Genomic DNA, 26,399 nt, shown 5'->3' with positions numbered 1-26,399 from the left:
ACTCACGATGTCAGCCCAGGCGTGCAGCTGCGCGTGCGACGATCTCGCCGCGAACTCTGCGCGATTCGGCCGTGCGCTTGTTGGCTTCCTCCAACACGTGCTTGGGCGCAGTGTCCGGTCGGCCTGCATCGAACGGTGGCGCTGGCGCATATTCAATCTGCAACTGCACCAGTTGCGCCGCCGCGTCACTGTACAACTCGGCCGCCAGGGTCAGGGCGAAGTCGATGCCGGCGGTGATGCCGCCACCGGTGAACAGGTTGCCATCACGCACCACGCGCTCTTGCACCGGGGTCGCGCCGAGCGGGGCGAGCAGGTCGTGGTAAGCCCAGTGAGTCGTTGCCCTGCGCCCGCGCAGCAAACCCGCCGCGCCCAGTACCAGCGAGCCGGTGCACACTGAGGTCACATAGCGTGCGGTTTGCGCCTGGGCCTTGAGGAAGTCCAGGGTGAGCGGGTCTTCCATCAACGCGCCGACGCCGGAGCCGCCCGGTACGCAGACCACATCCAGGCGCGGGCAGTCGGCATAGGTCATGGTCGGGGTGAACACCAGGCCGGTGCTCGAGGTGACCGGTTGCAGGTCTTTCCACACCAGGTGCAACTTCACGTCCGGCAGCGAACCGAGTACGTCATAGGGGCCGGTCAGGTCCAGTTGCTGGATACCGGGGAACAACACAAAGCCGATCTGCAAGCTCATGAATAGCGCTCCGTCAAAAGGGTGGACGGCTTCACTCTAGAGGCCTACGCTTTGGCGAATACGCCATTGAGCCCACGAATCACGCCAATCATGCCCAGAATCGTCCATGTCCTCGCTTTTGATAATGCTCAGGTGCTTGATGTGACCGGGCCGTTGCAGGTATTTGCCTCTACCAATGACCTGGCGCGCCAGCGTGGCGAACCCTTGCCTTACGCCGTCTCGGTGATCGCCGCGCAAACGCCGCCGGTGATGACCTCCGCTGGCCTGGCATTGGTGGCCGAGCCGCTGCCTACCGTCGATGCACCGTGCGACACACTGGTGATCGCAGGCGGTTGGGGCGTGTACGGCGCTGCCGAAGACCCGGCCCTGGTGGGTTGGGTGCGTGAGAAAGCCAAGCACACCCGACGCATGACTTCGGTGTGTACCGGTGCGTTCCTGCTGGCCGCCAGCGGCATGCTCGACGGCTGCCGCGTGGCTACCCACTGGACGCGTTGCGAAGAGCTGGCGCGCCAGTTCCCCTCGTTGACGGTGGAGTCCAACCCGATCTTTATCCAGCAGGGCGCCGTCTGGACCTCTGCCGGCGTCACCGCTGGCATTGACCTGTGCCTGGCGTTGGTGGAACAAGACCTGGGCCGCGCCGTGGCCCTGGAAGTGGCGCGGCACCTGGTGGTATTCCTTAAGCGCCCCGGTGGCCAGTCGCAATTCAGCGTAACCCTCTCCCTGCAAAAAGAGGGCAGCCGTTTCGCGGACCTCCACGCCTGGATGGCCGAAAACCTTACCCTGGATTTGAACATCCCGACACTGGCCGCCCAGGCCGGCATGAGTGAACGCAGCTTTGTACGCCACTATCGCGCCGAGACGGGTCAGACCCCGGCGCGTGCCGTCGAATTGATCCGCGTCGAAACCGCGCGCCGGCAACTGGCCGACAGCACGGCGTCGATCAAACGCATCGCCGTGCAGTGCGGGTTTGGCTGCGAGGAAACCCTGCGCCGCAGCTTTCTTCGTGCCTTGTCGGTAACGCCCCAGGCTTATCGTGAACGCTTCGCGCCGGTGACTTAGGCGAGCAATTCCAGCAGCGCATCAAGCGTGGCTTGCGGCGCTTCCTGAGGGATGTTGTGGCCCACGCCGGGCAACACCTGGCGCCGGTAAAACCCACTGAAATGCGCCACGTCATCATCCTCTTCGGGGGGCGAGCCCACCCCGTCATCGGCACCGCACAACGAAATGCTCGGCACCGAAATCGCCGGCTGCAACATCAGGGCCTGCTCGATGGCTTCGAGTGCGGGGTCGCCAGGCGCATACATGAAACGGTGGCGATAGGAATGGATCACCAACTCGACAAAGTCCGGGTTATCAAACGACGGCGCCGTCTGCTCATACAGCCCCGGTCCTTCGGTCCAGGACGGCGACCACAGTGACCACAGCAGTTCGCAGAGTTCGCGGCGGTTGGCGGTCAAGCCGTCGACACCGCGCTGGGTATGAAAGTAGTACTGGTACCACAAGCGATGTTCCGTCTCGGGTGCCTGTGGCGCCAGCGACTTGGCGATGTCCTGGATGTTGTAGCCGTCACCGGTCACCAATCCACTGACGCGCTCGGGCCACAGCGCCGCGACGATACACGCGGCACGTCCACCCCAGTCGTAGCCGGCGAGGGTCGCCTGTGGGATGCCCAGCGCATCCATGAAGTCCAGCAGGTCCTTGGCCAATGCCGCCTGCTGTCCGGAGCGCATGACGTGTTCGTTGATAAAACGCGTCGGGCCGTAACCGCGCAGGTACGGCACCAGCACTCGCAAGCCATGCCCGGCCAGTACCGGCGCTATCGCGTCATAGGCGCGAGGGTCGTAGGGGAAACCGTGCAGCAGGATTACAGGTTTTCCGTCAGCGGGGCCGTGGGCTTCATACGCCACATCGAGCATGGAAGTACGGATGTAAAGCAGCGGGGCATTGGTGGTCATGGTGAGCGTTCATCGGCTGGCCAGAGGTGCTGGAACTCTAGCCGAAAGCCGTGAACGGAAGGGGTGGAATTTAAGGCAATGGGCTGACGTGTGTAGCCCGAGGTCAGCGCCGCTCGGCGACCTCAGGGTTGCCAGGTGGTTTTTTCCCCGCTGAGCTTACGGTCCAGGAACGTCGCTGCGCTGATCAACGCCAAGTGGCTCAAGGCCTGCGGCGTATTGCCCAAGTGGCGGGCCTGGCTGTCGAACTCTTCTGCGTACAGCCCCAGCGGGTTGGCGTAGCGCAGCAGTTGTTCGAATTCCAGGTGGGCCTTTTCCACTTGCCCGGCGCGGGCCAGGCATTCGACGTACCAGAACGAGCAGGCCGCAAATGCGCCTTCGGTGCCTTGCAGGCCGTCGATCTGGCTGTCGTCGTTGCGATAGCGGTAGACCATGCCGTCGCGCACCAGGCTTTTCTGGATGGCTTCCAGCGTTGAGAGCCAGCGTGGATCGGTCGCCGCGACGAAGCGCACCAACGGCATCAGTAGCATCGAACCGTCGAGCGCGGTGCTGCCGATATGCTGCACAAAATGTCCGCGTTCCTCGTTCCAGAAGTTGCTCCAGATGTCGGCATAGATCGCTTGGCGGGTCTGGTCCCAACGTGCAAAAGGCGCCGGCAGCGAACGCTTGGACGCCAGGCGGATGGCGCGGTCCAGCGCGACCCAGCACATCAGTCGCGAGTGCAGGAAATGATGCTGCTCGCCGCGCATTTCCCAGATGCCTACGTCTTTGGTGTTCCAGATCTCGCAGACCTGATCGGTGACTTCTACCGTATGTTTCCAGCCCTCATGAGAGATGGCTTCGCCGTACTTGTTGACCAGGTACACCGCGTCCATCAGTTCGCCGTAGATGTCGAGCTGAATCTGGTCGAACGCCTCGTTGCCAATGCGCACCGGCTTGGCGCCGCCGTGGCCGCTGAAGTGGTCCAGTTGGGCTTCCGGCAGCTCCTGGCGACCATCAATGCCGTAGAGAATATTGATTTTGGTCGGCTGGCCGCAGCAGTCACTGACGCGTCCTTTAAGCCAGCTCATGTAAGCGTTGGCTTCTTCGACAAACCCCAGGCGCATAAAGGCGTAGATGGTGAACGAGGCGTCGCGGATCCAGGTGTAGCGGTAGTCCCAGTTACGTTCGCCACCCGGCGCTTCCGGCAGGCCGAAGGTGGCAGCGGCGATGATTGCGCCGTGTTTGCGCGAGGTCAAAAGCTTGAGCGCCAGGGCCGAGCGGTTGACCATTTCGCGCCAGCGGCCACGGTAGTTCGACTGCGCGATCCAGCCGCGCCAGAACTTCAAGGTGTGGGCCAGCGCCAGGTCGGTGCAGCCACCGTCGACGCGTTCATCCTCCTGGCCGCCCAAGACGAACTCGGCACCTTCTTCCTGGTCCAGGGTAAAACTGGCCACGGCTTCGCCGTCCTTGATCTGCAACGGCTGGTTGCTGGCCAGGCGCAGGCCAGGTTGGCCGTCGGCGTTGAAACACACCGTGCCGTTGTCGAGGGTGGCATGGGTAGGCGTGCGCGCGTAGTCGTGGCGCACCGCGCAACGCAGATGAAGGGTGGCCTTGCCACTGACCACGCGCACTCGGCGGATCAGCAGCGGCAGGTCTTCGATTTCTTCGCTGATGACCAGCAGATCAGTGATCTCCACCACGGCTTCGTCGCTGAGCCAGCGGGTTTGCAGCACGTTGGTGTCGGGCAGGTAAATTTGTTCGCGCCGCGCGTTGGGCAGGTCCGGCGCGAGTTGGAAAATGCCGGCGTCGGGGGTGTCCAGCAGCGAGCAGAAGATCGACGGGCTGTCGAATTCCGGCCAGCAAAAGAAGTCGATGCTGCCTTTATCGTTTACCAGGGCCGCACTGCGCATATCGCCGATGATGCCGTGGGCATCGATGGCGCTTTGTTGCTCGTTCAAATCAACCATTGCCACGAAACTCCGGATAAAGGCTCATGCCGCCATCGATAAAGAGCGTGCTGCCCACGACGTAGTCGGAAGCATCACTGGCCAGCCACACCACGGCGTTGGCTACATCTTCTACATCGCCGACGCGGCCATAGGGAATCAGCTTCAGCAGTTCCTTCTCTGCGGCGCCTTCAGTGGTCGCACGGTTGATCGCCGTACGAATCGCGCCGGGCGCAATGCCATTGATGCGGATGCGCTGTTCGCTGACTTCCTGGGCGAGTGTGCGCATCAGCATTTCCACGCCACCTTTGGACGCCGCGTAATTCACATGCCCGGCCCAGGGGATCAACTGGTGCACCGAGCTCATGTGGATGATTTTGCCTGCCGCCCGCGACACACCCTCGCGCACGCCCTGGCGATTGAAGGTCCGCACAGCCGCACGCGCACACAGAAACTGGCCGGTGAGGTTGACGCCGATCACTGCATTCCAGTCGTCGAGGCTCATGTCGACCAGGTTGGCGTCCTTTTGCATGCCGGAATTGGCTACCAGGATGTCCAGGTGGCCGAAGGCATCCAGCGCCTGGGCAAACAGCCGCTCCACGTCCGCTTCTTTAGACACGTCGGCGCCGATCGCAATCGCCCGGCCGCCGCTGGCATTGATCTGTGCGGCGAGGGCTTCGGCGGGCGCCGCCTGGGTGTTGTAATTCAGCACCACGGCCGCTCCGGCCTGTGCCAGAGCCTTGGCCGCCCCGGCACCGATGCCCGAACTGGCGCCTGTCACCAGTGCCACTTGTTGTTCCAACGAAATACGCATTGCTCACCCAGCCTTAAATTCGTGAGTTCAAGTAGCTGACTGATAGCGCGCAAGGGAAGTTCACCCGTGTGAAATGAGCGACTACAACCATGGTGGAAAATGGAATAACAGAACTATAAAAAATAACCATAAGATACTAAAAAACCGTTCAAAAGCGTTTGACAGGATTTTTCGCCCCGTGTCTTATAGGCACACCTCAACCCGCTCCGTTGGTAGTTCGGAAGTCATCGCGGGGCCAGCTATAAGAGATATCTATGTGCCTCTTGGCCGATACAGGGGAACTGCCCGTTCAGGAAACAGCCGCTGCCTTAGTGGGTGTACCTAAGTTAGTTATCTTTGATTGCGACGGTGTGCTTGTCCAAAGCGAAGAAATAACTCTGTCGGTGTTGATTGCCCTGCTAAATGCATTAGTGCCGGACGACGCGATGCTTGATGTCACACGTTTTATCGAGCACTTCCGTGGGCGCAAGATCGTTGAATGTTTACGCGAAGCGGAACAGCTTTTAAATATTCGTCTAGACAGTGAGTTTGAACAGTACTTTCGCAAGCAGGCATTGGACGCACTGACAGAAAGTTTAAAAGCCTCTGAGGGAGTGATTGAAGTACTGCAAGCGCTGACGGTTCCCTTTTGCGTGGCGTCCAGTGCCCCACGTGACAAAATAGAACACTGTCTGCGCCTCACCGGGCTGTTCTCTTATTTCGAAGGGCGAATATTCAGCTGCTATGAGTTGGGCCGTTGGAAACCTGACCCCTTGGTGTTTCTGACAGCGTGTGACACTTACGGTATTGACGTGAGTGATGCATTGGTTGTTGAAGACAGTGTTACCGGTATTCAGGCTGCTGTTGCCGCCCATCTACGTGTCCTGGGTTTTGGCCCTGCGCATCGGCATCCGCAGTTAGTGGCTGCTGGCGCACTGCCGATTGCCGATATACGTGAAATGTTGGCCGTTTTTAATTGATCTTATTACTCAGGGAGGAGGCGTCGTGAATACACGTGGTTACGTAGAACGGCTTAAACGCAACGATCACACTTCAGAAGTGTGGTGGGATTCATCGCCTGCCGTGTACCTGCCTTATAAACTGCACCTGCTGGAGAAATACCCGGCGGCGACGCCTTATATAGATGCGTTGATGCCGGATGATATCTCCCAGCCCAGGGGCGTGTGCAGCGTGACCACCAACCCGCGGTTGGTGACGGCCGTTATCCTCGAAAAGCGCGAGTATTGGTCATCGCGTTTCAATCTCGCGAGCCTGTCTGCCAGGGAGTTGCGCAAGCAGTTGTACAACGAAGTCATCCTCGAAGGCGCCGCGACGCTCACGCCGCTGTGGGTTCAGTCGGCGCAGGTCGAGGGCTGGATTTCCGCCCAGGTAGACCCGGTGGATGTGCGCTGCACCGAGCGCATGACCGCCAGGGGCCTGGAACTGCATCGCCTTGCACCGAACGTGATGGTCAAGGTGCCTGGCAGCCTGGAGGGGCTGGCGACTGTCGAACAGCTGGTAGCCCTGGGCGCGTCGGTGAATATCACCTTCTGCTTCACGGTGGCGCAGTTCCAGGCCGGTATCCAAGCCATCGAGCGCGGCATGGCGACTGCACGCAGCAACGGCCTCGACACCCGTCGCTGCAAGTACGTCATCACTTTCATGATTGGGCGTTTCGCCTGCCAGCCCGAATTCACCTTGCAGGCGGCGGAGCGTGGCCTGGTCTTGAGTGCCGAGGAACTGCGCTGGGCCGAATTGATGATCTACGAGCAGGTGCAGGCGCTGGTCGCGGCCTCGGCCGTGCCGGTCAAAACCTTGCTCTCCAGCATAAAAGTCGACGTGGACGAGCGTGGCAACAAACACTGCTGGCACTTGGAAAAAACCGGGCAGACGGCGACGTGCTACACGCTGACGCCGGAGGTGGTGGAGTTTCTGATCGAGCGCGAGAGCCACGGCAAGCCGGTGATGCCTGCGGTGGGCCCCCAGAAGCCGCCTGCGTCGACCTTCGCCAAGCTGATCCGCATCCCGTATTTCTACGAAGCCTATTTCATCGACAGCATCGAGCCGTACGACTTTGGCAACCACGAGGCGTTTATCAACGCCTGCAATGAAGCCAACAGCGCGCACCGGCGCCTGGCGGACTACTGCGTTCGGTTGTGCCCGGTGACCAAACCCTTCAAACGCGCGCTCAACGCGCTGCTGGCCGCCGAATTCGGGGTGATCGCATGAACCGGATGATCGGGTTGTGGGCCCACCCACGTTCGCGCTCCACCGTATTGGAGCGCGTGTTTATCGAGCGGGGGGATTTCGAGGTCTTTCACGAGCCCTTTGCGCATATGGCGTTTTCAGAGGACTCGGCGATCCCTTCGGATGAGTGGGATCACAGTTTACCCACCACTTACCAGGGTATAAAAGAACACTTGGTCACTGCGCGCGAACGCACTAACGTTTTTCATAAAGATATGTGTTACCACTGTTTGGATGATTTGAAAGTTGATGTCGGCTTTCTGGCGCAACAGGACAATATCTTTCTTATTCGCGAACCTGCCAGCAGTATTATTTCTCATCATCGAGTCCACCCCGATATGCCGTTGCAGGCCATCGGGCACAAAGCGCTTTACGACATATTCTGCGTGGTCACTAAACTCACCGGCAACGTGCCTTACGTGATCAATGCAGATGATTTGGCCACCGAACCGGAGCGGGTGATTCGCAAACTGTGTGACCACTTGGGTATTGAGTTTCTGCCGCACGCCATGACGTGGAAGCGCGAGTGTCCACAACAATGGAAAACCTGGCGGAGTTGGCATGTGGCGGCGGAAAACAGCGAGCGCATTGTTTTGCCGGATCATCAAACTATCGATGTCGAGGCGTTCGAACAATATCCGAAGTTAAAAGAGATGTATGAATACCATCGGACGTTTTACGCGCGCATGAATGAGTTTTGTCAATAAGGACATTTGTATGAGAAAGCTGATTGTCACCGGAGCGGCCAACGGAATTGGTCGAGCGACTGTCGAGGTGGCTATTCAACAGGGTTACTTTGTTATCGCCGCCGACAAAGATGCTGAAGGCCTGAAAGTATTGCAGGACCTCTACAGCGCGGACGTGTTCGACGCACAGGTTGTCGACTTTTCTGATATGGCCGTTATCAAACGTTTTATTCCAACCCTGTATGAGCGCCACGCGACTATTTATGGACTCGTCAATAACGCCGGTATTTACCACGGCAAAAGTGTCTACGCCTATTCCGATGAACAAATAGACGAGATCCTCAACGTCAACCTCAAGGCGCTGGTGTATCTCTCCAAAGACTTCGCCGAACGGGAAATGAAGCACGAGGTCCCGCGCAGTATCGTCAATATCGCTTCGGTGGCGGGTGAAGTCGGCAGCTGCGACGCCCTCTACGGTGCCACCAAGGCGGCGGTGATCGGCCTGACCAAGGCCAACGCCTGGAATTTCGCACCGTTTGTGCGGGTGAACGCGGTGTCCCCGGCGCTGATCCACGAAACCGCCATCTACGACACCATCCCCGAATATCGGCGTGCTGAGTACGCACGCCAGGAAGTCCTCAAGGACCCCATCCTGCCGAGCGGCGTTGCCGAGGTCATCATGCTGCTGGTCGGCGATGCGATGCGCCACATCACCGGCAGGGTCATTCCGGTCGACAACGGAGCCTACCCACGATGAGCCAGTCGATGCCCAGGAAAAAACTGCTGGTGGTCGGCGCCGGCAACCTGTGCCTGCAGATCCTCAAGATTCTCGGCCCCAAAAACGCTTTCGACTTTGTAGTATTGGGCCGCAATGAAGAGGCGACGATTCGGCTGTGTAACCTGGTAGCACTGTCGTGTGCGCAATTGGGGCAATTCATTGCCATCAAGCCGGTGTTCGCCGACCTGACAGATATCGCGAAAGTCGCGCAACTGCTGCGTGAAGAAGCGCCGGATATGCTGGTGAACTGCGCGTCGCTGCAGTCCTGGCGGGTTATTACCGGGTTGCCCAAGCTGTCGTTCGAGAAGCTTGACCAAGCCCAGTTCGGTCCCTGGCTGCCCATGCACCTGACGCTGATGCATTGCCTGATGCGAGCGGTAAAAGCCTCGGGCATCACCACTAAAACCATCAATGCGGCGTTCCCCGATGCGGTCAATCCGATTCTGGCGCGCATTGGCCTGGCGCCGGATATCGGCGTGGGCAATGTGGCCAACCTGGTTCCCGCCGTGCGGTTTTCCATCGCCCGCTTGCTCGAATGCGCGCCCGCTGATGTGCAAGTGCAGCTGTATGCCCAGCATTACTTCAGCCACTACGTGCCGCGTGGTGGCTTGCCCCCGCGTGCCAGTTACCGGTTGTTGTATGAGGTGCGCGACCGGCCGGAGCTGGCTGGTCCGTCGGCCGAGGCGATTTTCTCTACGGTGAAATCCGAATTCCGTCGCCTGGGCGGGGTGGATGGGCAGTTCCTCACGGCATGTTCCGCCGTCACGGTCATCGAAGGGCTGTTTTCACCCACGCCAGTGTTGGTGCATGCGCCTGGCCCGCTCGGGCTTCCGGGCGGTTACCCGGTGTTGCTGCACGAGGGGCGGATCGAGGTGCAGTTCTCCGAGGCTTGCCCAAAGGACGAAGCGGTGCGCATCAACACCATTTGCCAGGGCCAGGATGGCATTGACGAAATCCATTGTGATGGATCAGTCAGCTACAACCCGCAGTGCATGGCCGTCATGCAATCGATGCTGGGGTATTCCAAGAACACCATGTCTATCGAGCAGTCCGCCGAGTTCGCCCTCGAGTTGGCGAGCAAGTACCTGTCCTTCAAGAACTCAACCTGGTAGGTGTGTGATGAGTCAGATTTCCGAGCGCAAGCACAACGAAGTTGCCAGTTATTCCACGCAGTACTCGGCGGATTTCGTCGAGCGTTGGGATGAGTTGATCGACTGGGAAAAACGCAAGGCAGGGGAGGGCGGGTTCTTTGAAAACCTGCTGCACAAGCACGGCGTGCGCTCGGTCATCGACGTATCGACGGGCAGTGGTTTTCATGCGGTGCAACTCAAGCAGGCGGGCTTTGATGTGGTCGCCACGGATGGCAGCAGCACGATGTTGACCAAGGCGCGGGCGAATTTTCGCAAACACGGGCTGGACATCGAGTCCCATTACCGCGACTGGCACTCACTGGACCCGCAGGAGCTGGGCCAATTCGACGCCGTGGTGTGCCTGGGCAGTTCGCTGTGCCATGTGTTCGCCGCTCATGACCGATTGAGCGTGTTGGCGAAGTTCAGGGCATTGCTCAAGCCGGGTGGCTTGTTGATTGTGGATCAGCGTAATTTCCTGGCCATTCGCGCGGGTAACTTCAAAGCCAGCGGGAATTATTATTATTGCGGTACACACGCATCCGTGAGCTTGGGGCAGGTCGATGAGCACCTGTGTGAGTTCATCTACAACTTTGATAACGAAGAACGGTACACGCTGAAGGTTTACCCGTTGTTGCCGGGTGAGTTGGCCACTGAAATGCTCGCTTCCGGGTTTCGCGCCCATGAGAGCTACGGTGATTTCAAGTCTGTCTACGACATGATGAATTGTGATTTCGTCATCCACACCGCGCGCGCTGAATGAGAGGTCGATGATGAGCACACTTGTTCAGAGCAATACCCGCCCCTTGGACAGCGTCGTATTGGCGGTCGTCCTCACTGGCTTCGTGGCCAGCACCTACGGGTTTGGCGTGTACCTGTTCGCCAACCTCGTGGTGGACATGCGCCGCGACATCGGCTTCGACTACACCACAGTGGGCTTGATCACCGGCGGCGCGCAGATCGGATTCCTGTTGTTCTCGTCAGTGACCAGCTATATCAGCCGGTTTTTCGAGGGCTGGAAAATCAGCCTGGTGTCCACGATGATGACCTCCCTGGCGCTGCTGGGCCTGAGTATCAGTGACAGTATCTGGCTGTCGGGCGCTCTTTTGATCCTGCTCGGTGGCTGTTCCGCCTCGGTGTACATCCCGTTGGTGGAAATCGTCACCAAGGGTTTCAGCCCGGGTAATCGCTCCCGGGTCATGGGGCTGATTTCCAGTGGCACCAGCTACGGCGTGTTCATCAATGGCTTGCTGGTGTCGTTCCTGACATTGAATGGCGGCTGGCGCTCGATCTGGCTTACCGCTGGCCTGATATCGCTTGTGCTGTGCGTGGTGGCGTGGTTTCTGTTGCGCACCCTGGCCACGAGCCGGGATACCGAGTTTTCCGGGGAGCGCGCCGCTGCATTTGACAGTCAACGACCCTGGCTCAGCCGTTCGTTGTACCTGACGTGGGCCATCGCCTTTCTCAATGGCATGGCGCTGCTGCCGTTCCAGACGTACCTCGCGCCGTTCCTGCGTGATGAGTTGGGCGTGTCGGTACAAGACGCCGGGTTTATCTGGACCACCATCGGTGCTGTGGGCATGGCGTCGGGTTTTCTGGTGGGGTGGATTGCCGACAAGGTCGGTGTGCGGGCGTCGCTGGCGATGTGTTTTTTCAGTGCCGGGCTGGCCGCCACCCTGGTGTTCAGTTTCAACAGCCTCCCGCTGTTCTACCTGGCGGCGTTTCTCTTTGCACTGGCGTTTTACCCCATCTTTGGGCTGGTCCCCAGTTACATCGGGCAAATCGTGCCGGTCAACCGGTTGATCCAGGCATTTGGCATCGCCAACGTTCTGATCGGCTTGGGTGGGGTGTGCGGCAACTTCCTGGGCGGCTTTTCCAAGGACCTGACCGGGTCGTTCTCGACGGTCTACTGGGGGGTTGCGCTGTTGTTGTTCGTGCAATGCGTGATGGTGTTCATGTTGGGTAAACAGCCTGTTTCGGTCGAGGAGGGCGAGCAGTCATGAGTTATTTTCCAGACAGTCAAAACCAGAATCTGCATGCGTTCGCATTCAGCCACCGGCGCGCCGAACACAGGCGGATGAATCACAAGCCTGCCGTTATCTGGATGACCGGTATCTCTGCGTCCGGTAAGTCGACCATCGCTGATGCACTGGACATTGCCCTGCAGGAACAAGGGCGGATCACGGCCATTATTGACGGCGACTCGGTACGTGGTGGGCTGTGCCGGGACTTGGGTTTTACCGACAGCGACCGCGATGAAAATATCCGCCGGGTCGCCGAGGTCGCGCGGCTGATGCTCGACGCGGGGCTGATGGTGATTGTCGCGCTGATTTCACCCTCATCGGCCAGCCGGCACTATGCGCGCTCGATTATCGGCAATGAATACTTCGTGGAAGTGCATGTGGACGCGCCGCTGGAAACCGCCGAACAGCGTGATCCTAAAGGCCTGTATAAAAAGGCTCGCGCGGGGTTGATCAAGAACTTCACCGGTATTGACTCCAATTATGACGTGCCGGTGTTTCCGGAAGTGCACTTGAACACCCAGGCGCTTTCCGTGGCGCAGTCTGTGGCGGCTATCCTTGATTGGGTGGCGCATAACGACGAGCGCACCTAGCCGTCTGTCTTTGCGTCAGGTTTGCGCCGGGATCGCAATGTCTGCCATTCGAAAAAACAAGGTAATCTGCGCCATCGCAAGGAGAATGCGTTTTTTCAGGAGCAGGCATGACACATTTTACGGGCACTGCAAAATCGATCCGTCTGATTGGTGGGGCTCGGGTATTGGACTTTATCAATACCACCAATGGTCGTCGTCCCGGCACCGCACTCAAGGTCCTGGAAGAGCGACTCACCAGCTTTCAGTTCTTCTTTGAATGGGCATTCCATGCGTCGTTGATCTCGGCCCAGGAGTTTGCTGACTACAAGCCGATGGTGCTTGAGTCATCGATCGCCTACCAACCGGACCTGGACGCCGTTATTGCATTCAGGGAGTGCCTGTACGAGGTGTTCTATCCGTTGTCGTTGCGCGGCGCTGCACCCGATGAGGCGTTGCAGCAGATTAACCAAACGTTCCAGCACGGCGTCGCACGGCGCGTGCTGCGTTCTGTCGACGGTAAGCCTGCCTGGGAGTGGAAGCCCTGCAGTACGGCACAGGAACTGACGGCCACGGTGCTGGGGCGCCTGGCGATAGACGCCACGCAATTGCTGGTATCGGGTGATTTGCAGGCGTTGCGCAGTTGTACCTCGACTGACTGCGATTGGGTGTTTCTGGACGTCTCCAAGAACAAACAGCGCAAATGGTGTCAGATGAGCGTGTGCGGCAGCCGCGAAAAACTCAGCCGACTCAAGCAGGTTGGCGGCGCGCAATAGTTTCGAAGTCATATGGCGGGTAGCAATTTCTCCACTTAATAGGAAGCATTACTACTCACGCCCCGCCTCACCCGTGCACCCGCAACGATCCCTCCCTCAACGTCGGTGTACGTGGCCTGACGTCGCACCTGTCACCACGCTCCACCGTGCTGATCGATGGTGTATCGGCTGCATTCGCGCCGTACGGCCAGCCACAGCTGTCGATGGCGCCGATTTCGCTGGGTAACCTCGATAGCATTGACTCGATATGTGCGCTCATCCTGGCCAAGTTGGGCGGCGAACATGCCGATGGTGTGGTTTGTCTCTCACGCCTTCAGACGTTCTTCCTACCTCGATTCTGGAAACTATCAGCGGCCTCAGGAACCGGCTCCCACAGTTCTGCCACACAGGATATGCCTGCCTCCACGGGTTTCCTTGACGACTCATTAAGCGCCGGGGTAGCTGGAACAGTGAGGTCAGGCACCTGAATACACCGAACTGGAGAACTAGAATGTCGGTATCAGCATACAATCAGAGCATCGCTCCTTCCCTCGATAACGCCTCTCTCGCAGATGCAAAGCCTAGCACCGAGCGGTCTGCTACCGCGTCCAGTGCCCAGCTCACGATAGGCGTCAATTTCACCTCTCATCCTGGTCAATGCGGCCCAGTTTTCGGTGGCCCGCCGCCGCGGCCAGTCCCAGAAAACGTGCGCCCCAATCCCGGCCCACCTCCGCGGCCAGTCCCGGAAAACGTGCGCCCCAATCCCGGCCCGCCGCCGCGGCCAGTCCCAGAAAACGTGCGCCCTAATCCCGGCCCACCTCCGCGCCCGACCCCCACGTTGCCAGACCCTTATTACTCCAAGCAAAGCAACGAGCAACTGGCCCAGGGGCTTTTGAATAATTATGACGCGCTCAAGGGCCGCTGGCCTTCGCGTGAGATCACGCGCCAGAGCTTGCAGAAAATGGCCAATCAACCGTTAACGGGCAACCCCTATAAAGACCCGAACATCCGACTGGCGAACGAGGTGCTGCGGCGTCCCGGGTTGTTGCAATCGCTTGACCGAAATGGCTGCACCGGTGCATTGGATGGCCGTTTGTCCAAGAACGATATCCGGAGCTTTGTTCGTTCAGATAACCCCTTGAAATTGAATGACGACAAACAGATCGTCCAAGACGTACTGAATAATTTCAACGCATTGAAGGGTGGCTACTTCAGCAGCACGATAAAGCTCAGAGAGCTCAAGGCACGCGCTATGCAGCCGTTGACGGGCAACCCTTACACCGACCATCTCACCCAGCTGTCGAGGGAAATCATGTCCCGTTCAGATCTGAGGTCGGCGATGGACAATATCGTCAGCTGGCAACGCGATGGCAAGATCTCTCGACAGGAATTGTACGCACTGCTTCGTTAGACCTGGGCTGTCTTCTGCCGTGCACACGCGGCAGAAGTTCACAGGCGTTTGATGCAGTAAATACAAGCCTGGCGTGCAGGAACCGTTTACGCAAATGCACCACCAAGAAAATATCCACCGGTCATTGATTACCGGTGGGGGCCTTCATCTACCGGATTAGGTCTGGACCATGAATTCGACATCATTTGAATCCCGTCATTCCCAGTACAACGCCTCGACCCTGGCCGGGCTTACGCAGGAGGCAGAAAGCCCAAGAGCGTCCCAGCTGCAGGGGCTCAACCTCACATCCTCGCCCAAGTTCAGCTTCAAGGCGCCCACCGCCGAAGATTTTGACAAAGGCTCTCGGGTGTTCATGGAAGAGTCGGCGCCCAGCCCTGTGCTTTCAGTGTTTGCCAGCTTGTGGAGCAAGTTGTCCCGCCGCTAGCAGCAGGCCATTCCAGGCCATGGATGGCCCGCAAAACTGAGGCGGTTACAAACGCTCAAGATTCACCGGGTCATATCGGGCGTCTTGGACGACCGTCTGCGGAACCATTGTTTTCTGAGAACCACTCAGTCGGTGCTTGTGCCATCTTGATTTCGAGGCGTTTTCGAGGATCAGGCAATCAGGCCCAGGCTACGGAATCTAGATAGGGTGGAGGTGAATCATGATTGGTAGTGTCAATAATCCGGGCTTTACGCAAACGGCGGCGCCAGCGACATCAGGGCCGACGGGAAACGGTCAGTCTCGTTTTGAGGTCGATGCTCGCGCATTAGGTAAACCGCTGCCAGCGGCGCAGCCAATCAACTCCCGATTCGCGAATGGCGCCGACCGGCACTTTGACGGTCAGAATCTGTACGGAGGCATGACGAAGGTTGGCAACCCCTTTGTCAGCTCAGACGACCATCTGCTGGCGACTGACCTGAAGAACAACCTGCCATTGCTGGACGCCTTCAAGAAAGAGGGACGACTGACCCAAGGCTCTTTGCAGGAGATTGCCAAAGAGGAACCCAACAGCAGCAAGGTCTCAGAGCGCACGATTATGTTGGCGCGAGAGATACTCAACCGCCCCCGGCTAAACGAAGCCATTATTGCAAAGGGCGGTGAAATCACGCATGAAAGCCTTACCTCAGCGGCCGCCTCACAGATCGGTAATACCAACCCCAACACGCAGAGCGCGGATCCGTTCCATGCGAAAACTGACGCGCAGGTCGTCCAGGCATTCAAGGGTATGTTCGATGATTTGCGGGACACGTCGGAAGACCGCACTTTCCTTTTCGGTACACAAAGACATCGTTACGTGAAAAAAGACACGATTATCGAAATCAGCAAGGACCCCAATCAGACGGGCAACAACGGTGAGCCTCTGCGGGATGTACGCACCGGGTTTCCTTTGAAAAAATACAGCGAACAACAAGTTTACCTGGCCAAGAATCTAATGGAGCGACCCCGGTTGATGGCTTCTCTGGATAGCTACAAAGCCAACGGTTACAGCCCGTTCGGTAGCCTGAATGACGATGGGTGGTTGAAGAACTACAGCATTGACCGCTGGCTGGAGAACGATAAGGCACAGAGGGGACAGTAAGGGCACACGCGTGCATGAGCATCTTGAAAGACGCTGCTCATGCCGTTATGCGGTCATACCCGCAGTATTTTCCCACTGACCGCCACCGCTGCCAGCAACACGCCTATCAACAGGAAGGCGGTTGCCAGGCTGCTGCCATGGGCGATAAATCCAATCACGGCAGGCCCGGCTAATATCCCCGCGTAGCCCAAGGTTGTAATGGCTGGCACGGCAATGTGTTCTGGCATGACATTTTGTTTGCCGACCGCGGAATAGAGCACTGGAACAATATTGGAGCACCCGGCGCCTACGAGTGCATAACCCAACAATGCCACTTCCCAGGCTGGGGATAATGTGGCGAGGAATGTGCCGGCGGCGGCGAGGGCGCCACCGACCACGATGACCCAGGTCGCGCCCAGCCGGCGCACGATTGCGTCACCGGTCAACCGCCCGGCAGTCATGGTCAAGGCAAATGCCGCGTAACCCAGGCCAGCATAGGCTTCGTCCAGGCCGCGCTCGTCACTGAGGAACACTGCGCTCCAGTCGAGCACCGCACCTTCGGCGAGAAACACGATAAAGCACAGACAACCGATGAACAGCACCACGCCGTGGGGCACGGCAAAAGCCGGGCCCGAACTCTCACTGCCATAAGGCAACAGATGCGGTGCGGCCTTGAGCAGCGCCGCCAGCGTAATGACGATCACCCCGAGGGTTGCCTGTAGCGGCGACAGGCCCAGCCCCAGTAATGCCGAAACCCCCGCCGCGCCGACGATCCCTCCCAGGCTGAACAGCCCGTGAAAGCCAGACATCATGGTTTTGCCGCTGGCCCGCTCGACGATCACCGCCTGCAGGTTGACGGTGGAATCCACCGCGCCCAAGCCAGCACCAAACAGAAACAAGCCCGCTATCAGTAACGGAATTGAACTGACCGTCGCCAGCATCGGCAACGCCAGGCAAATCATGATTGTCCCGGCGCTCAACACCTTTCGGCAGCCATAGCGCGAAGCCAGCGCACCCGCCGCGGGCATGGCGATGATCGAGCCGACACCCAGGCACAACAACAGCAGGCCCAGCGTACCTTCGCTCAGTCCGGCGCGGGCCTTGGCATACGGCACCAGCGGCGCCCAGGCCGCTATGCCGAAACCGGCGATAAAGAAAGCGATACGGGTCGACATTTGCTCCAGCCGCCCGGGAGCCACGGGCGCTGAGGTAGGGATGGCAGTCATGAAAAATCCTTGGTCTTGCGTTCAACGAACGATGTCCGGCGCCACATCGTTGCATATCAGGCCGTGGCAGGCGAGCCGGGCTCTCCTGGGATTCTACTGGTCGTGGACTTGGTTTTTAAAACCTGGAACGTAGGGGCAGTTTGCAGCCACGTGTGCAGTATCGAGTGTGTAGGAGGCGGTCTGGAAGGTGCGTAATCCCTGTGGGGGCTTTTGAACCCCTGGATGCTCACGGTGGATTCCCACCTTCCAGGCCGCCTCCCATCATCGGTAGGTTGTGTAATACGCTGTTGTCTCAATAGGTAGGCAAGCGGACGGACATCATTGATGAAACACTTCAGGCAAACAACGTCATGACCCTGTTCTATGACGCTCGCGGCAATATCTACGGCGTGGTCAGCCCGGCCTCATTAAGAGGCAAAGGTATTGATATGCCCGAAAGCGCTGCCTTGGCCGCGCAGACTCGTGACCGTTGGACAACATCCGCCATCGCCTGCGAATGCGATTGGGGCTCGACACCGCGCCTGGCCGGCGCAAAGGCCCACCGCAGTGACGGCCTGCTGGTCGGCCCGTTCCAGGCCGAGCCGCCGTTTGACCTGCTGATCGTTAACACCGACGGCTCTTTGGCCGAGCGCAGTGGCAATGGCTTGACGATTTTCGCACAGGCGCTCAGTGACCAGGGCCTGATGACTGGAGCCAGTGAGTTGCGGGTGCATCACGACAAGTCGGATGCGTTGACACCGGTACCGACACGGGTTGAGCCGGCAGTCCATGAACAGGTTGCCGGGTTCTGGCTTGAGCTAGGTTTTCCAGCTTTCGGGCCCATGGCGGTGGGGGCGCAGGCCGTTGGTCGGACGATGCTTGGCGCAATTGAACTGAGCCACGTGAGCGCGTTGGCGGTGATCAACCCACAGTGGGCAACCAGTCAGTTTGTGCGGGTGGGCAACCCTCATTGTGTGACGCTGGTCGAGCACGTTTCGGCATTGCCGGATAACGCACAGATGCAGCAGCCAGCCCTGTTCGAACCCTTGAAAGCGATTGCCTTCTCGCCCCCAGCGGGTGGCGGTGAACCCTGTGTGGCCGGTATCAATTTGCAATGGGCGGCGCGCCAGCCCGGCAACCGAGTCATCGCACGGGTGTTTGAGCGCGGGGAAGGGCCCACTGCGTCTTCCGGAACCAGCGCCAGCGCTGTGGCTTGCGCGGCATGGCGTGCTGGATGGGTTGAGAGCGGTGAGGTTGCCGTGGTGATGCCGGGTGGCATTGCGCCGGTGCGTTTGCACGCTAAGGGCGAGACGTTGCTGAGTGTCAGTCTCTTCGGGGCTGCAAAGCGGCAGGCGTGAGGTTGTTCAACCGCTGATGCTTCGATCCGGTGTCAGCTGTTTCTCTATCTGTTAGTCGTTCCAGCGAAAGTTTGCGTAGGACATTTCTTATTGCTAGGAAGTGGCTCATTGACTCATTTTCTTATTTTGTAAAAGACACTTCCAACTTCGTCGTACGAAACTTCTTTTTTATTTTAAAACGGCCGATTTCTGCCTGGAATCGCTAAGCTTCGAGGCGTTCAAGGACTTTTCTCAGCAACGTATTACATGTTTGGCGAGAGGAAGTATCTCAGGGCGTTCATTCATTAACGGCGGGTAACAACGGATGGTTAACGCGTTTGTTTTGTCACGTTTCAATCTGATTCTTCCACGCATAAATATCGACTTACAAGTACTGGCCTTCAAAGGCAGTGAGGTCCTTGATCAACCGTTCTTTATCCACGTGCAGGTGGTCAGTGAAAACCCTTCCCTTGATCTACAGGCGTTGCTTCACCAACCCGCCTACCTGGACTTTGGCGAAATCAACGAAGGCCTGCATGGTCAGGTTTACGCCGTGGGCCGGGATGACCCGGGCCGGCGCATCACTCGTTATCACCTGACCCTGGCGCCCCGCCTGGCTTACCTTGCACACCGGCATGACCAGCGGATTTTCCAGCAGCGCAGCGTGCCGCAGATCATCGCGGCGGTCCTGGAGCAGCATGGCATCCTGGCGGACGCCTATGCATTCGAGCTAGGCCCTGTGGTTTATCCGCCGCGCACGTTCTGTGTGCAGTACGCGGAAAGTGACTTGCACTTCATCCAGCGGCTGTGTGAAGAGGAGGGTATTCACTACCATTTTCGTCACAGTGCGGACGCTCACCTGTTGGTCTTTGGTGATGACCAGACCGTGTTTCGCCGCTTGCCCGTGCAGCGCTACTGCCCCGACGGCGGGCTGCAAGCGGATACAAAAGTGATCCAGCGTTTCGACCAGCGCTTGGCCACCCGTAGCCAAAAGACGGTGCGCCGGGATCACGACTTTGAACATCCCTCGTTGCACCTGCAGGACAGCGCGGGTTCTGCTTCGATACTCCCGCTTGAGGACTATCGGTACCCCGCTGGATTTGCCGGCCATGCCCGTGGCAAGCAATTGGCGCGTCGAGGGCTGGAGCGTCACCAACGCGACCGGCATCAAGCATTGGGCAAGAGTGATCAACCCTTACTGCGCAGTGGGCATTTCCTTGAACTACGTGATCATCCCGACCCCTCCTGCAACGACCTTTGGCTGATCACTTCGGTGCGTCACGAGGGTTATCAACCACAGGTGCTGGAGGAGGCTACACCTGCGGCTGACGTGTTCCGGGGGTATCGCAATCGCTTTATCGCGACACCCTGGCAAGCTGTGCATCGGCCGCCCCTCAAGCACCCCAAACCGACCATCAATGGCAGCCAGACCGCAACCGTGACGGGGCCAGACGGTGAGGACGTGCATTGCGACGCCTATGGCCGGGTGAAAGTGCGCTTTAACTGGGACCGCCTGGACAAGGCGGATGATAAAAGCAGTTGTTGGGTTCGGGTTGCGTCCGGGTGGGCCGGAGACGGGTTCGGCGCAACGATGATCCCGCGCGTGGGCATGGAAGTGCTGGTGACCTTCCTGGAAGGGGACCCGGACCGGCCGCTGATCAACGGTTGCCTGCCGAACGCGCTGCACCGGCCGACCTATCCTTTGCCGCAGCACAAGACCCGTAGTGTTTTGCGCAGCCGCAGTTCCCTTGGCGGCGAGGGCTCCAACGAAATGTACCTGGAAGACCGTCGTGGCGAAGAGCTTGTTTACCTGCGTGCGCAGCGCGACTTGGAGCAACGGGTCGGTCATGACAGTCGATTGGAGGTCGCGGGGGAGCGGCGAGAAGTTATCCATGGTTTAAGCACGATTCACGTTGAAAGTGAAGAGCATCGTCATGTCACCGGCGATCGTAAAGTCGTGCTCAAGGCGAGCGACTACCTTGATGTGCAAGGCGATAGCCGGACCCACGTGACTCAGAACTTGGTCATTGAGGCGGGGCAGCAGCTTCACCTCAAGTCCGGCGCCAGCCTGGTGATCGATGCCGGTGCGCAACTGAGCCTCCGGGCGGGAGGAGAGCATCTGGTCATCCAGGCGGGCGGCATCTTCAGCAGTCGCCCTATCACCCAGGGTGGTTCACCGTCAGGAGGCCTACTGGCGAACACCTTGACGGTGTCCGATGTGCCACGGGTCTCCAATGTACAAGGCAGCATCATGAACCTGTCCAGGCACCTGGGGGCGGATTACTGCCCGGTGTGCGAGCGCTGTCGTGAAGGCCTGTGTGAGCTGCCGGGGAGGGCTGCCTGATGCAGAACCTGCCAGGCCATTGGATGGCTCAACAGCAGCAGGCTGGGCGACAGCTGTGTTTGATCCTTGAGGGGCAGAGTAACGCGCGACAGCCGCTGCTGGCGGCGCGCAGTTTGTCAGAGTATCGCAGCCTCTATGGCGAGACCGCGCTGGCGGAACTGGCGGTGGAAGGCCCGGTGATCCTTCTGTTGAAACAGATAAGCGAGCCCGTGCTGCTCAACCTCTTGCAACAGCCCGAAACGAACTGGGGCTGGCTGGGCGCTTTGCCAAGCGAGGACCTGACAGGCGTGGCTCAACACTGGCGCGACCGTTTGCTGGTGGGGCAGGAAGGCGAGCAATCGATGTACCGTTTTCACGACAACCGCACTCTGGCGCGTGCATTGGCCTATCTGTGCCTGGAGCACTGGCCGGTATTCCTCGGCCCGTTGATCAGCGTGTGCTACTGGCACGAAGACCGCTGGCGCACGGCTGACAACCCGGCCCCCGGTGAGCATTCGCTGCCTGACCCGATCCCTTGGCTGAACACGCCCAACCCAAACGCCGAAGCCATCCTGCACGCCAATATCCTGCGTTACCTGTTGACCGAGCACAGCGAAAACTTGGTCTCACTGGTGGAATTCCAGGACCCGAGAATCTGGCTGTCACAGGTGCTGGAACAGGCGCGGGCCTGGCAATGGCGGGGGCCGGAGCAGCTGGAATTTTTGGTGGTGCGCAGGTTGGAGGAGGCCACAAGGAACAGCTTCATCCGGTGGCAACCGAAGGTGGGTGAAACACCGCAGGATCATTTTCAACGGATGGTGGAGCAGTGGAAATTGATGGGGGAAAAGGATGGGTAGGCGAAGTGTTGGCGTGTTGGTCGCGTTAGGGCTAATGGGCTGTGCGGGAGAGCCGGTTGATAGCGTGACGTTGGAGGTGGATTTACCTGCGGAATTCCGCTTCATCGGCGGCGCCAACTATGGGCCAGCGACCGGGGAGATCTGCACGTTGCCGAGGCGTCGAGGCAAAAGACCCGAGAGGAAGATCTTTATTGCGCGTTACAAGCCTGTGGCTGAACGGGTGAGTTTTAAACTGCCATTGGCTGAGGTGATTGAAGGTTGTCCTACGGTTTTGCGTAGTGTGAATTTTGATATTTATGCGAAGTGGGGAAAGCGTGATACGGACGTAAGTGGCGATATTGCAGGTTTCTCAATTAGAGATCCGTCGAACGCCGATTTACCTGGGATGCCAGAAACAGGGATTCAGGAACTGCATAAGCAATGTCAGTGGTTATTTCGGACAGTGGGGCCGCAGCACGCGATCATCAAGGTGCTTGTATGTAAGCCCTTCGGGCTGGCGAGTCAGCCGCAAGAACAGCGTGCAGGAGTTCTTGTTGAACGGGATCAATTGCCGGGAAAAACACTCAGGGTGGTACTGAGCGTTACTGATGAGGAAGCCCCCGCAGTGGGTGATAACTGGTTAGCCGTTCCAGCCGGCTGGAAGCGTTGTAAAGGTGAGAGCTTTGAAGATTTGTTTGCGTTTTGTAATGGCAATATCACCGATTTTAAGCCTGTAAAAATGCCGGATGGTCGCGTATGTGACGTCTATCCATCGTGTAAGTAATAAGGGACAAGTTCATGAAGCTAGATGCACGGAAGCGATCTTTTTTCAGTGATAGCAAACCGGCCTGTTCATTGCGAGGGCATTGGGTGAGCTTTTGCCTGGTCGATGAACTGGGCGTTGGAGCGGCATACGGTGGTTTGCCTTACACCGTCCACGATAGTGCAGGGCAGCAGTACAAAGGCAGGCTGAATGGAGAAGGGTTTGCCAAATTACAAGATATTTACTGTGGACCTGTGGTGCTTGTTTTTGACGACCTGTATTCCGGAACAGAGCAGCCGTATAAATGGCTGATGTTACGCCCTACTTACAAGCTCCCTATCACCGAACTCCAAATTCGCGCTGAACAGACTCGATTTGCAGTCTCTGACGGTCAGCGTACTGAAGGTAACCCTGCTAGACAAACGGCCAACCGGTTCTATCAAGTTGAGGTCCGCGATTTGGTTCGCCATGTCGCCCACTTGCCGCCGATTGCTCCGCGAACTCATCAGCCCCAACGACACGCACTGAAAATGATGGCGGATCTGGGGTTTGGGCCGTCTCAATCGACTTTGGCGGGAGTCGTGTTATTTCCCAATAACCACACCGTTCTTGAGGTTCGACCACTGCGTGCATTCCGTCCGATGCTTTCAACCGATGACAGCTTCTGCGCCTTGAACCTGTATCAGTTAGCGTTGATGGCTACCTTGAGTTATTGCAAATTCGGCCAAGAGCCACCTCAAAAGCCTCAAGACGAAGTTCGCTTCCCTTTTGATCCCAGCGTCGGTCATTTTTTCGCTGAGAAACTCTCGAGTTATCACGAAGCCTGGCGCGTCGATGCAGAGCAGGACCAGCGTTTTTACCCGCTCTACGAAGAGGTCCCGTACTCTCGACGTTTCGAGATTCTACCCTTCGATCCTGTGTTGTATCCCCAGAACCGACCAGAACTGGAGGAGAAGCAAGAGCACCCTGCGAGTTTGCATTTTTTTGATGACGAAGAGTTGGGTACCGACACGCAAGCATTTATCAGCCACCACGAAGAGGTGATCCTGATCGCGGTGCGTGGTACCGCCAGTGCTGCTGATGGGCTACGGGATGCAAACGCCCATCAGGTAGCTTTCGTTGACGGTGCTGGTAAGGCACACGAAGGTTTTTACCAGGCTTACCAGGCGATGCGCGATTTTGTATTGCGATACCTTGGTCGGTTCCACACCAACCAACGAATAATCATCTGCGGCCACAGCCTGGGCGGCGCGATCGCTTTGCTTTTGGCAGAAGGCCTGCGGCGAGCACCGGATGCCAACTACAACATCCTGCTCTACACCTACGGCGCCCCCCGCGCCGCCGATGCCGAATTCACCGCGGGCGCCTCCACCCTGGTCCACCACCGTATCGTCAACCACAACGACCCCGTCCCCAGTGTCCCAGCTCCGTGGATGAATACCATCGCCAAACTCTGGGTCCCTGGCGCCGTCACTCTCTTCAGTGCCCCTGCACCTGGCGGCCTGCTGTTCGCCGCCGGTCTGGTTCGTTTCGGTGGGAACCCTTATCAGCACCATGGCGAACAACAACACTTCATGCCGATCATGCTCGCGGATGGCACGCGTTCTTCAGTGCTTTGGAAGCCCGGTTGTGAATCCATTCAAGAGGCCGGTTGCAACCGAGCGTTGCAACTGCATGGCGACATGCCCGACCGCGATAACCTGCTGAAACAGCTGCTCCAAGCCAACCAACACTTCATGACCGCCAGCTACATCCCGGCTGCCTGGGCGACGCTACGTCGCTGGCAACAAACCCAGGAAAGCGACGGCCCATTGGTCACGCCAAGAGAGTTTGAATTACTTGATCATGCACTCGAAGGCATGCGCCAGCAGTTGCGAAACAAACGCAGGGAACTGGCCCGGCTAAGACCTGCCAACGACCGTGGCTATGAACACAACGAAGCCTTGAACGCCGAGATCGATCGCTTGCACACCAGCCGCGAGCGCCTTGCCACCCTGCGCTGGCGCCGTCTGGACGCCCGTGATGTCTACGGCATTCACGCCCACAGTGCCCATTTGCAACCCAGCCTCAAGCGCTGGTTCAGCCACCGTGAAAACTGTGAACCGGCCCAGGTCGCCAGTATCCCTCCCGCCACGCAAACCGAGTGGGGGAGGGCGCAAACGCTGGATATCGACTCGATCGTATGACCGAGACGTTTACATAAACTCCACCTGCGCTGGCTGACGCTTCATCAACACTTTGCCATTGCGGATCGAGTACAGCGGCAAGCCCTGGCTGCGGATGACCTCGTAGTCGCTGTCCGCCGAAAGGATTAACAGGTTGGCTGGCCGCCCAGGCTCCAGGCCGTAGCGGTCACCCAGGGCCATGGCCTTGGCGCTGTTGTCAGTGACCAGGTCAAGGGCGTTTTGCAGGTTGCGGTAGCCGAGCATGTGGCAGATGTGCAAACCGGCTTCGAGCACCCGCAGGATGTTGCCGTTGCCCAGGGGGTACCAGGGGTCGACGATGGAGTCCTGGCCGAAGCACACGTTCATGCCGGCTTCCAGCAGTTCGTTGACCCGGGTGACGCCGCGGCGTTTCGGGAAGGTGTCGAAGCGGCCTTGCAGGTGAATGCTTTCGGTGGGGCAGGAGACGAAACTGATACCCGAGTGCCCGAGCAAGCGAAAGAGTTTGGCGCAATAGGCATTGTCGTAGGAGCCCATGGCCGTGGTGTGGCTGGCGGTGACGCGGGCCCCCATGTCGCGGCTGCGGGCTTCTTCGGCCAGCACTTCGAGAAAGCGCGAGTGCGGGTCGTCGGTTTCGTCGCAGTGCACGTCCACCAGGCAGCCGGTACGTTCGGCCAGGTCCATCAGGAACTTCACCGAACTCACGCCTTGGTCGCGGGTGTATTCAAAGTGCGGGATACCGCCGATCACGTCGGCGCCCAGGCGAATGGCTTCTTCCATCAGCTCGCGGCCGTTGCGGTACGACTCGATGCCTTCCTGGGGGAACGCGACGATCTGCAGGTCGATCAGGTGCGTGCTTTCTTCACGCACTTGCAGCATGGCCTTGAGTGCTGTGAGGTCCGGGTCGGTGACGTCGACGTGGGTGCGCACATGCTGGATACCGTGGGCGGCGAGGGTCTGGAGAGTCTTTTTGGCGCGGGTCTTGGTGTCTTCCTGGGTGATGGTGGCTTTGCGTTCGCCCCAGCATTCGATGCCTTCGAACAAGGTGCCGCTCATGTTCCAACGCGGTTCGCCGGCAGTCAGGGTGGCGTCGAGATGGATATGCGGTTCGACAAAGGGTGGAATCACCAGATTGCCGGCGGCGTCCAGGGCGTCGGCCGCTGCACTTGGTGCTCCCGATTGTGGGGTGATGCTGGCGATCCGGCCATGTTCCAGGTGCAGATCATGCAGGCCTTCACGGTCGCGCAGGCGGGCGTTGATGATGTGCATGGGCA

At 58.7% G+C, this 26,399-nt stretch carries 24 protein-coding genes and 1 pseudogene; 19 read left to right on the top strand and 6 right to left on the bottom strand.

Features of this window, described 5'->3' with window-relative positions; all coding sequences use genetic code 11:
* Nucleotides 1-10 precede the first annotated feature (10 nt).
* Nucleotides 11-691 carry an isonitrile hydratase gene (gene inhA / locus AACY30_RS25165; protein WP_339541293.1) on the bottom strand — a complete coding sequence of 227 codons (681 nt, stop codon included), beginning with the start codon at nucleotides 689-691 and terminating at the stop codon, nucleotides 11-13.
* Nucleotides 692-781: 90 nt separating this feature from the next.
* On the opposite strand from inhA, the gene AACY30_RS25160 reads away from it, so the two are divergent.
* Nucleotides 782-1,750 (top strand): GlxA family transcriptional regulator, encoded by a 969-nt coding sequence (locus AACY30_RS25160; RefSeq protein ID WP_339421106.1) that lies wholly within the window; start codon nucleotides 782-784, stop codon nucleotides 1,748-1,750.
* Here AACY30_RS25160 and AACY30_RS25155 read toward each other — a convergent pair.
* From AACY30_RS25155 to AACY30_RS25145, 3 genes are all read right to left on the bottom strand, one after another.
* Nucleotides 1,747-2,646 (bottom strand): alpha/beta fold hydrolase, encoded by a 900-nt coding sequence (locus AACY30_RS25155; RefSeq protein WP_339541292.1) that lies wholly within the window; start codon nucleotides 2,644-2,646, stop codon nucleotides 1,747-1,749. The two genes, AACY30_RS25160 and AACY30_RS25155, sit on opposite strands and share 4 nt — an antisense overlap.
* A gap of 122 nt (nucleotides 2,647-2,768) precedes the next feature.
* Nucleotides 2,769-4,592, bottom strand: coding sequence for a glycoside hydrolase family 15 protein (locus tag AACY30_RS25150; protein WP_339541291.1), 1,824 nt, complete (start codon nucleotides 4,590-4,592; stop codon nucleotides 2,769-2,771).
* Entirely contained in the window at nucleotides 4,585-5,385 is an 801-nt protein-coding gene (locus tag AACY30_RS25145; protein ID WP_339468998.1) for a glucose 1-dehydrogenase, read from the bottom strand. The genes AACY30_RS25150 and AACY30_RS25145 overlap by 8 nt, the downstream gene beginning before the upstream one ends.
* Nucleotides 5,386-5,639: 254 nt before the next feature.
* On the opposite strand from AACY30_RS25145, the gene AACY30_RS25140 reads away from it, so the two are divergent.
* The 13 genes and pseudogenes from AACY30_RS25140 (at nucleotide 5,640) to AACY30_RS25085 (ending at nucleotide 16,520) form a co-directional block, all read left to right on the top strand.
* Nucleotides 5,640-6,344: an HAD family hydrolase gene (locus AACY30_RS25140; protein ID WP_339541290.1), complete on the top strand. Its 705-nt coding sequence runs from the start codon at nucleotides 5,640-5,642 to the stop codon at nucleotides 6,342-6,344.
* Nucleotides 6,345-6,369: 25 nt separating this feature from the next.
* Nucleotides 6,370-7,593, top strand: coding sequence for a transaldolase family protein (locus AACY30_RS25135; RefSeq protein ID WP_339468996.1), 1,224 nt, complete (start codon nucleotides 6,370-6,372; stop codon nucleotides 7,591-7,593).
* The gene (locus tag AACY30_RS25130; RefSeq protein WP_339468994.1) at nucleotides 7,590-8,318 is read left to right on the top strand and encodes a sulfotransferase-like domain-containing protein; all 729 of its coding nucleotides are present in this window, start codon (nucleotides 7,590-7,592) and stop codon (nucleotides 8,316-8,318) included. The genes AACY30_RS25135 and AACY30_RS25130 overlap by 4 nt, the downstream gene beginning before the upstream one ends.
* Before the next feature lie 10 nt (nucleotides 8,319-8,328).
* The gene (locus AACY30_RS25125) at nucleotides 8,329-9,054 is read left to right on the top strand and encodes an SDR family NAD(P)-dependent oxidoreductase (protein ID WP_339541289.1); all 726 of its coding nucleotides are present in this window, start codon (nucleotides 8,329-8,331) and stop codon (nucleotides 9,052-9,054) included.
* The gene (locus AACY30_RS25120) at nucleotides 9,051-10,187 is read left to right on the top strand and encodes a hypothetical protein (protein ID WP_339541288.1); all 1,137 of its coding nucleotides are present in this window, start codon (nucleotides 9,051-9,053) and stop codon (nucleotides 10,185-10,187) included. The genes AACY30_RS25125 and AACY30_RS25120 overlap by 4 nt, the downstream gene beginning before the upstream one ends.
* A gap of 7 nt (nucleotides 10,188-10,194) precedes the next feature.
* The gene (locus tag AACY30_RS25115; RefSeq protein WP_339468988.1) at nucleotides 10,195-10,965 is read left to right on the top strand and encodes a class I SAM-dependent methyltransferase; all 771 of its coding nucleotides are present in this window, start codon (nucleotides 10,195-10,197) and stop codon (nucleotides 10,963-10,965) included.
* A 10-nt stretch (nucleotides 10,966-10,975) separates the two neighbouring features.
* Nucleotides 10,976-12,205, top strand: a complete 1,230-nt coding sequence (locus tag AACY30_RS25110; protein ID WP_339468987.1) for an MFS transporter — start codon at nucleotides 10,976-10,978, stop codon at nucleotides 12,203-12,205.
* The gene (gene cysC / locus AACY30_RS25105; protein WP_339468985.1) at nucleotides 12,202-12,816 is read left to right on the top strand and encodes an adenylyl-sulfate kinase; all 615 of its coding nucleotides are present in this window, start codon (nucleotides 12,202-12,204) and stop codon (nucleotides 12,814-12,816) included. Before AACY30_RS25110 ends, cysC begins: the two co-directional genes overlap by 4 nt.
* Nucleotides 12,817-12,923: 107 nt before the next feature.
* Nucleotides 12,924-13,568, top strand: coding sequence for a CGNR zinc finger domain-containing protein (locus tag AACY30_RS25100; RefSeq protein ID WP_339468983.1), 645 nt, complete (start codon nucleotides 12,924-12,926; stop codon nucleotides 13,566-13,568).
* A gap of 83 nt (nucleotides 13,569-13,651) precedes the next feature.
* Nucleotides 13,652-13,867 (top strand): annotated as a pseudogene (locus AACY30_RS27635) (hypothetical protein); the annotation flags it as partial.
* A gap of 518 nt (nucleotides 13,868-14,385) precedes the next feature.
* A complete protein-coding gene (locus AACY30_RS25095) occupies nucleotides 14,386-14,958 on the top strand; it encodes a hypothetical protein (RefSeq protein WP_339468982.1) in 573 nt (190 codons plus the stop codon).
* A 169-nt stretch (nucleotides 14,959-15,127) separates the two neighbouring features.
* The gene (locus tag AACY30_RS25090; protein WP_339468981.1) at nucleotides 15,128-15,382 is read left to right on the top strand and encodes a hypothetical protein; all 255 of its coding nucleotides are present in this window, start codon (nucleotides 15,128-15,130) and stop codon (nucleotides 15,380-15,382) included.
* 220 nt (nucleotides 15,383-15,602) lie between these two features.
* Complete coding sequence (locus AACY30_RS25085) at nucleotides 15,603-16,520, top strand: hypothetical protein (protein WP_339541287.1); 918 nt, start codon at nucleotides 15,603-15,605, stop codon at nucleotides 16,518-16,520.
* A gap of 53 nt (nucleotides 16,521-16,573) precedes the next feature.
* On the opposite strand, the gene AACY30_RS25080 is transcribed toward AACY30_RS25085, so the two are convergent.
* The gene (locus AACY30_RS25080) at nucleotides 16,574-17,725 is read right to left on the bottom strand and encodes an MFS transporter (protein ID WP_339468979.1); all 1,152 of its coding nucleotides are present in this window, start codon (nucleotides 17,723-17,725) and stop codon (nucleotides 16,574-16,576) included.
* A 350-nt stretch (nucleotides 17,726-18,075) separates the two neighbouring features.
* On the opposite strand from AACY30_RS25080, the gene AACY30_RS25075 reads away from it, so the two are divergent.
* The 5 genes from AACY30_RS25075 to AACY30_RS25055 all read left to right on the top strand — a co-directional run bounded on the left by AACY30_RS25075 (nucleotide 18,076) and on the right by AACY30_RS25055 (nucleotide 25,149).
* A complete protein-coding gene (locus AACY30_RS25075) occupies nucleotides 18,076-19,062 on the top strand; it encodes a diaminopimelate epimerase (protein WP_339541286.1) in 987 nt (328 codons plus the stop codon).
* Nucleotides 19,063-19,366: 304 nt separating this feature from the next.
* Entirely contained in the window at nucleotides 19,367-21,385 is a 2,019-nt protein-coding gene (tssI, locus tag AACY30_RS25070; protein ID WP_339541285.1) for a type VI secretion system tip protein TssI/VgrG, read from the top strand.
* On the top strand, nucleotides 21,385-22,221 hold the full coding sequence (locus tag AACY30_RS25065; protein ID WP_339541284.1) for a DUF4123 domain-containing protein: 837 nt from the start codon (nucleotides 21,385-21,387) through the stop codon (nucleotides 22,219-22,221). The genes tssI and AACY30_RS25065 overlap by 1 nt, the downstream gene beginning before the upstream one ends.
* Nucleotides 22,214-22,984 carry a hypothetical protein gene (locus AACY30_RS25060; protein ID WP_339541283.1) on the top strand — a complete coding sequence of 257 codons (771 nt, stop codon included), beginning with the start codon at nucleotides 22,214-22,216 and terminating at the stop codon, nucleotides 22,982-22,984. The genes AACY30_RS25065 and AACY30_RS25060 overlap by 8 nt, the downstream gene beginning before the upstream one ends.
* Nucleotides 22,985-22,998: 14 nt before the next feature.
* On the top strand, nucleotides 22,999-25,149 hold the full coding sequence (locus AACY30_RS25055; RefSeq protein WP_339541282.1) for a lipase family protein: 2,151 nt from the start codon (nucleotides 22,999-23,001) through the stop codon (nucleotides 25,147-25,149).
* 9 nt (nucleotides 25,150-25,158) lie between these two features.
* On the opposite strand, the gene codA is transcribed toward AACY30_RS25055, so the two are convergent.
* The gene (gene codA, locus AACY30_RS25050; RefSeq protein ID WP_339468972.1) at nucleotides 25,159-26,394 is read right to left on the bottom strand and encodes a cytosine deaminase; all 1,236 of its coding nucleotides are present in this window, start codon (nucleotides 26,392-26,394) and stop codon (nucleotides 25,159-25,161) included.
* Between the last annotated feature and the right edge of the window lie 5 nt (nucleotides 26,395-26,399).

This window comes from Pseudomonas sp. RA_5y_Pfl1_P24 (assembly GCF_963970945.1).
Classification (GTDB): domain Bacteria; phylum Pseudomonadota; class Gammaproteobacteria; order Pseudomonadales; family Pseudomonadaceae; genus Aquipseudomonas; species Aquipseudomonas tritici.
This window is presented reverse-complemented; position numbering and strand designations above follow the sequence as displayed.

Bases quoted from the DNA above. Each gene is read 5' to 3' on its own strand.
- AACY30_RS25130 (WP_339468994.1), top strand. From the start codon at position 7,590: ATGAACCGGATGATCGGGTTGTGGGCCCACCCACGTTCGCGCTCCACC.
- AACY30_RS25065 (WP_339541284.1), top strand. From the start codon at position 21,385: ATGCAGAACCTGCCAGGCCATTGGATGGCTCAACAGCAGCAGGCTGGG.
- AACY30_RS25145 (WP_339468998.1), bottom strand. From the start codon at position 5,385: ATGCGTATTTCGTTGGAACAACAAGTGGCACTGGTGACAGGCGCCAGT.
- AACY30_RS25150 (WP_339541291.1), bottom strand. From the start codon at position 4,592: ATGGTTGATTTGAACGAGCAACAAAGCGCCATCGATGCCCACGGCATC.
- AACY30_RS25090 (WP_339468981.1), top strand. From the start codon at position 15,128: ATGAATTCGACATCATTTGAATCCCGTCATTCCCAGTACAACGCCTCG.
- inhA (WP_339541293.1), bottom strand. From the start codon at position 691: ATGAGCTTGCAGATCGGCTTTGTGTTGTTCCCCGGTATCCAGCAACTG.
- tssI (WP_339541285.1), top strand. From the start codon at position 19,367: ATGGTTAACGCGTTTGTTTTGTCACGTTTCAATCTGATTCTTCCACGC.
- AACY30_RS25140 (WP_339541290.1), top strand. From the start codon at position 5,640: ATGTGCCTCTTGGCCGATACAGGGGAACTGCCCGTTCAGGAAACAGCC.
- codA (WP_339468972.1), bottom strand. From the start codon at position 26,394: ATGCACATCATCAACGCCCGCCTGCGCGACCGTGAAGGCCTGCATGAT.
- AACY30_RS25055 (WP_339541282.1), top strand. From the start codon at position 22,999: ATGAAGCTAGATGCACGGAAGCGATCTTTTTTCAGTGATAGCAAACCG.
- cysC (WP_339468985.1), top strand. From the start codon at position 12,202: ATGAGTTATTTTCCAGACAGTCAAAACCAGAATCTGCATGCGTTCGCA.
- AACY30_RS25080 (WP_339468979.1), bottom strand. From the start codon at position 17,725: ATGACTGCCATCCCTACCTCAGCGCCCGTGGCTCCCGGGCGGCTGGAG.
- AACY30_RS25120 (WP_339541288.1), top strand. From the start codon at position 9,051: ATGAGCCAGTCGATGCCCAGGAAAAAACTGCTGGTGGTCGGCGCCGGC.
- AACY30_RS25110 (WP_339468987.1), top strand. From the start codon at position 10,976: ATGAGCACACTTGTTCAGAGCAATACCCGCCCCTTGGACAGCGTCGTA.
- AACY30_RS25125 (WP_339541289.1), top strand. From the start codon at position 8,329: ATGAGAAAGCTGATTGTCACCGGAGCGGCCAACGGAATTGGTCGAGCG.
- AACY30_RS25160 (WP_339421106.1), top strand. From the start codon at position 782: ATGCCCAGAATCGTCCATGTCCTCGCTTTTGATAATGCTCAGGTGCTT.
- AACY30_RS25115 (WP_339468988.1), top strand. From the start codon at position 10,195: ATGAGTCAGATTTCCGAGCGCAAGCACAACGAAGTTGCCAGTTATTCC.
- AACY30_RS25155 (WP_339541292.1), bottom strand. From the start codon at position 2,646: ATGACCACCAATGCCCCGCTGCTTTACATCCGTACTTCCATGCTCGAT.
- AACY30_RS25100 (WP_339468983.1), top strand. From the start codon at position 12,924: ATGACACATTTTACGGGCACTGCAAAATCGATCCGTCTGATTGGTGGG.
- AACY30_RS25075 (WP_339541286.1), top strand. From the start codon at position 18,076: ATGACCCTGTTCTATGACGCTCGCGGCAATATCTACGGCGTGGTCAGC.
- AACY30_RS25085 (WP_339541287.1), top strand. From the start codon at position 15,603: ATGATTGGTAGTGTCAATAATCCGGGCTTTACGCAAACGGCGGCGCCA.
- AACY30_RS25060 (WP_339541283.1), top strand. From the start codon at position 22,214: ATGGGTAGGCGAAGTGTTGGCGTGTTGGTCGCGTTAGGGCTAATGGGC.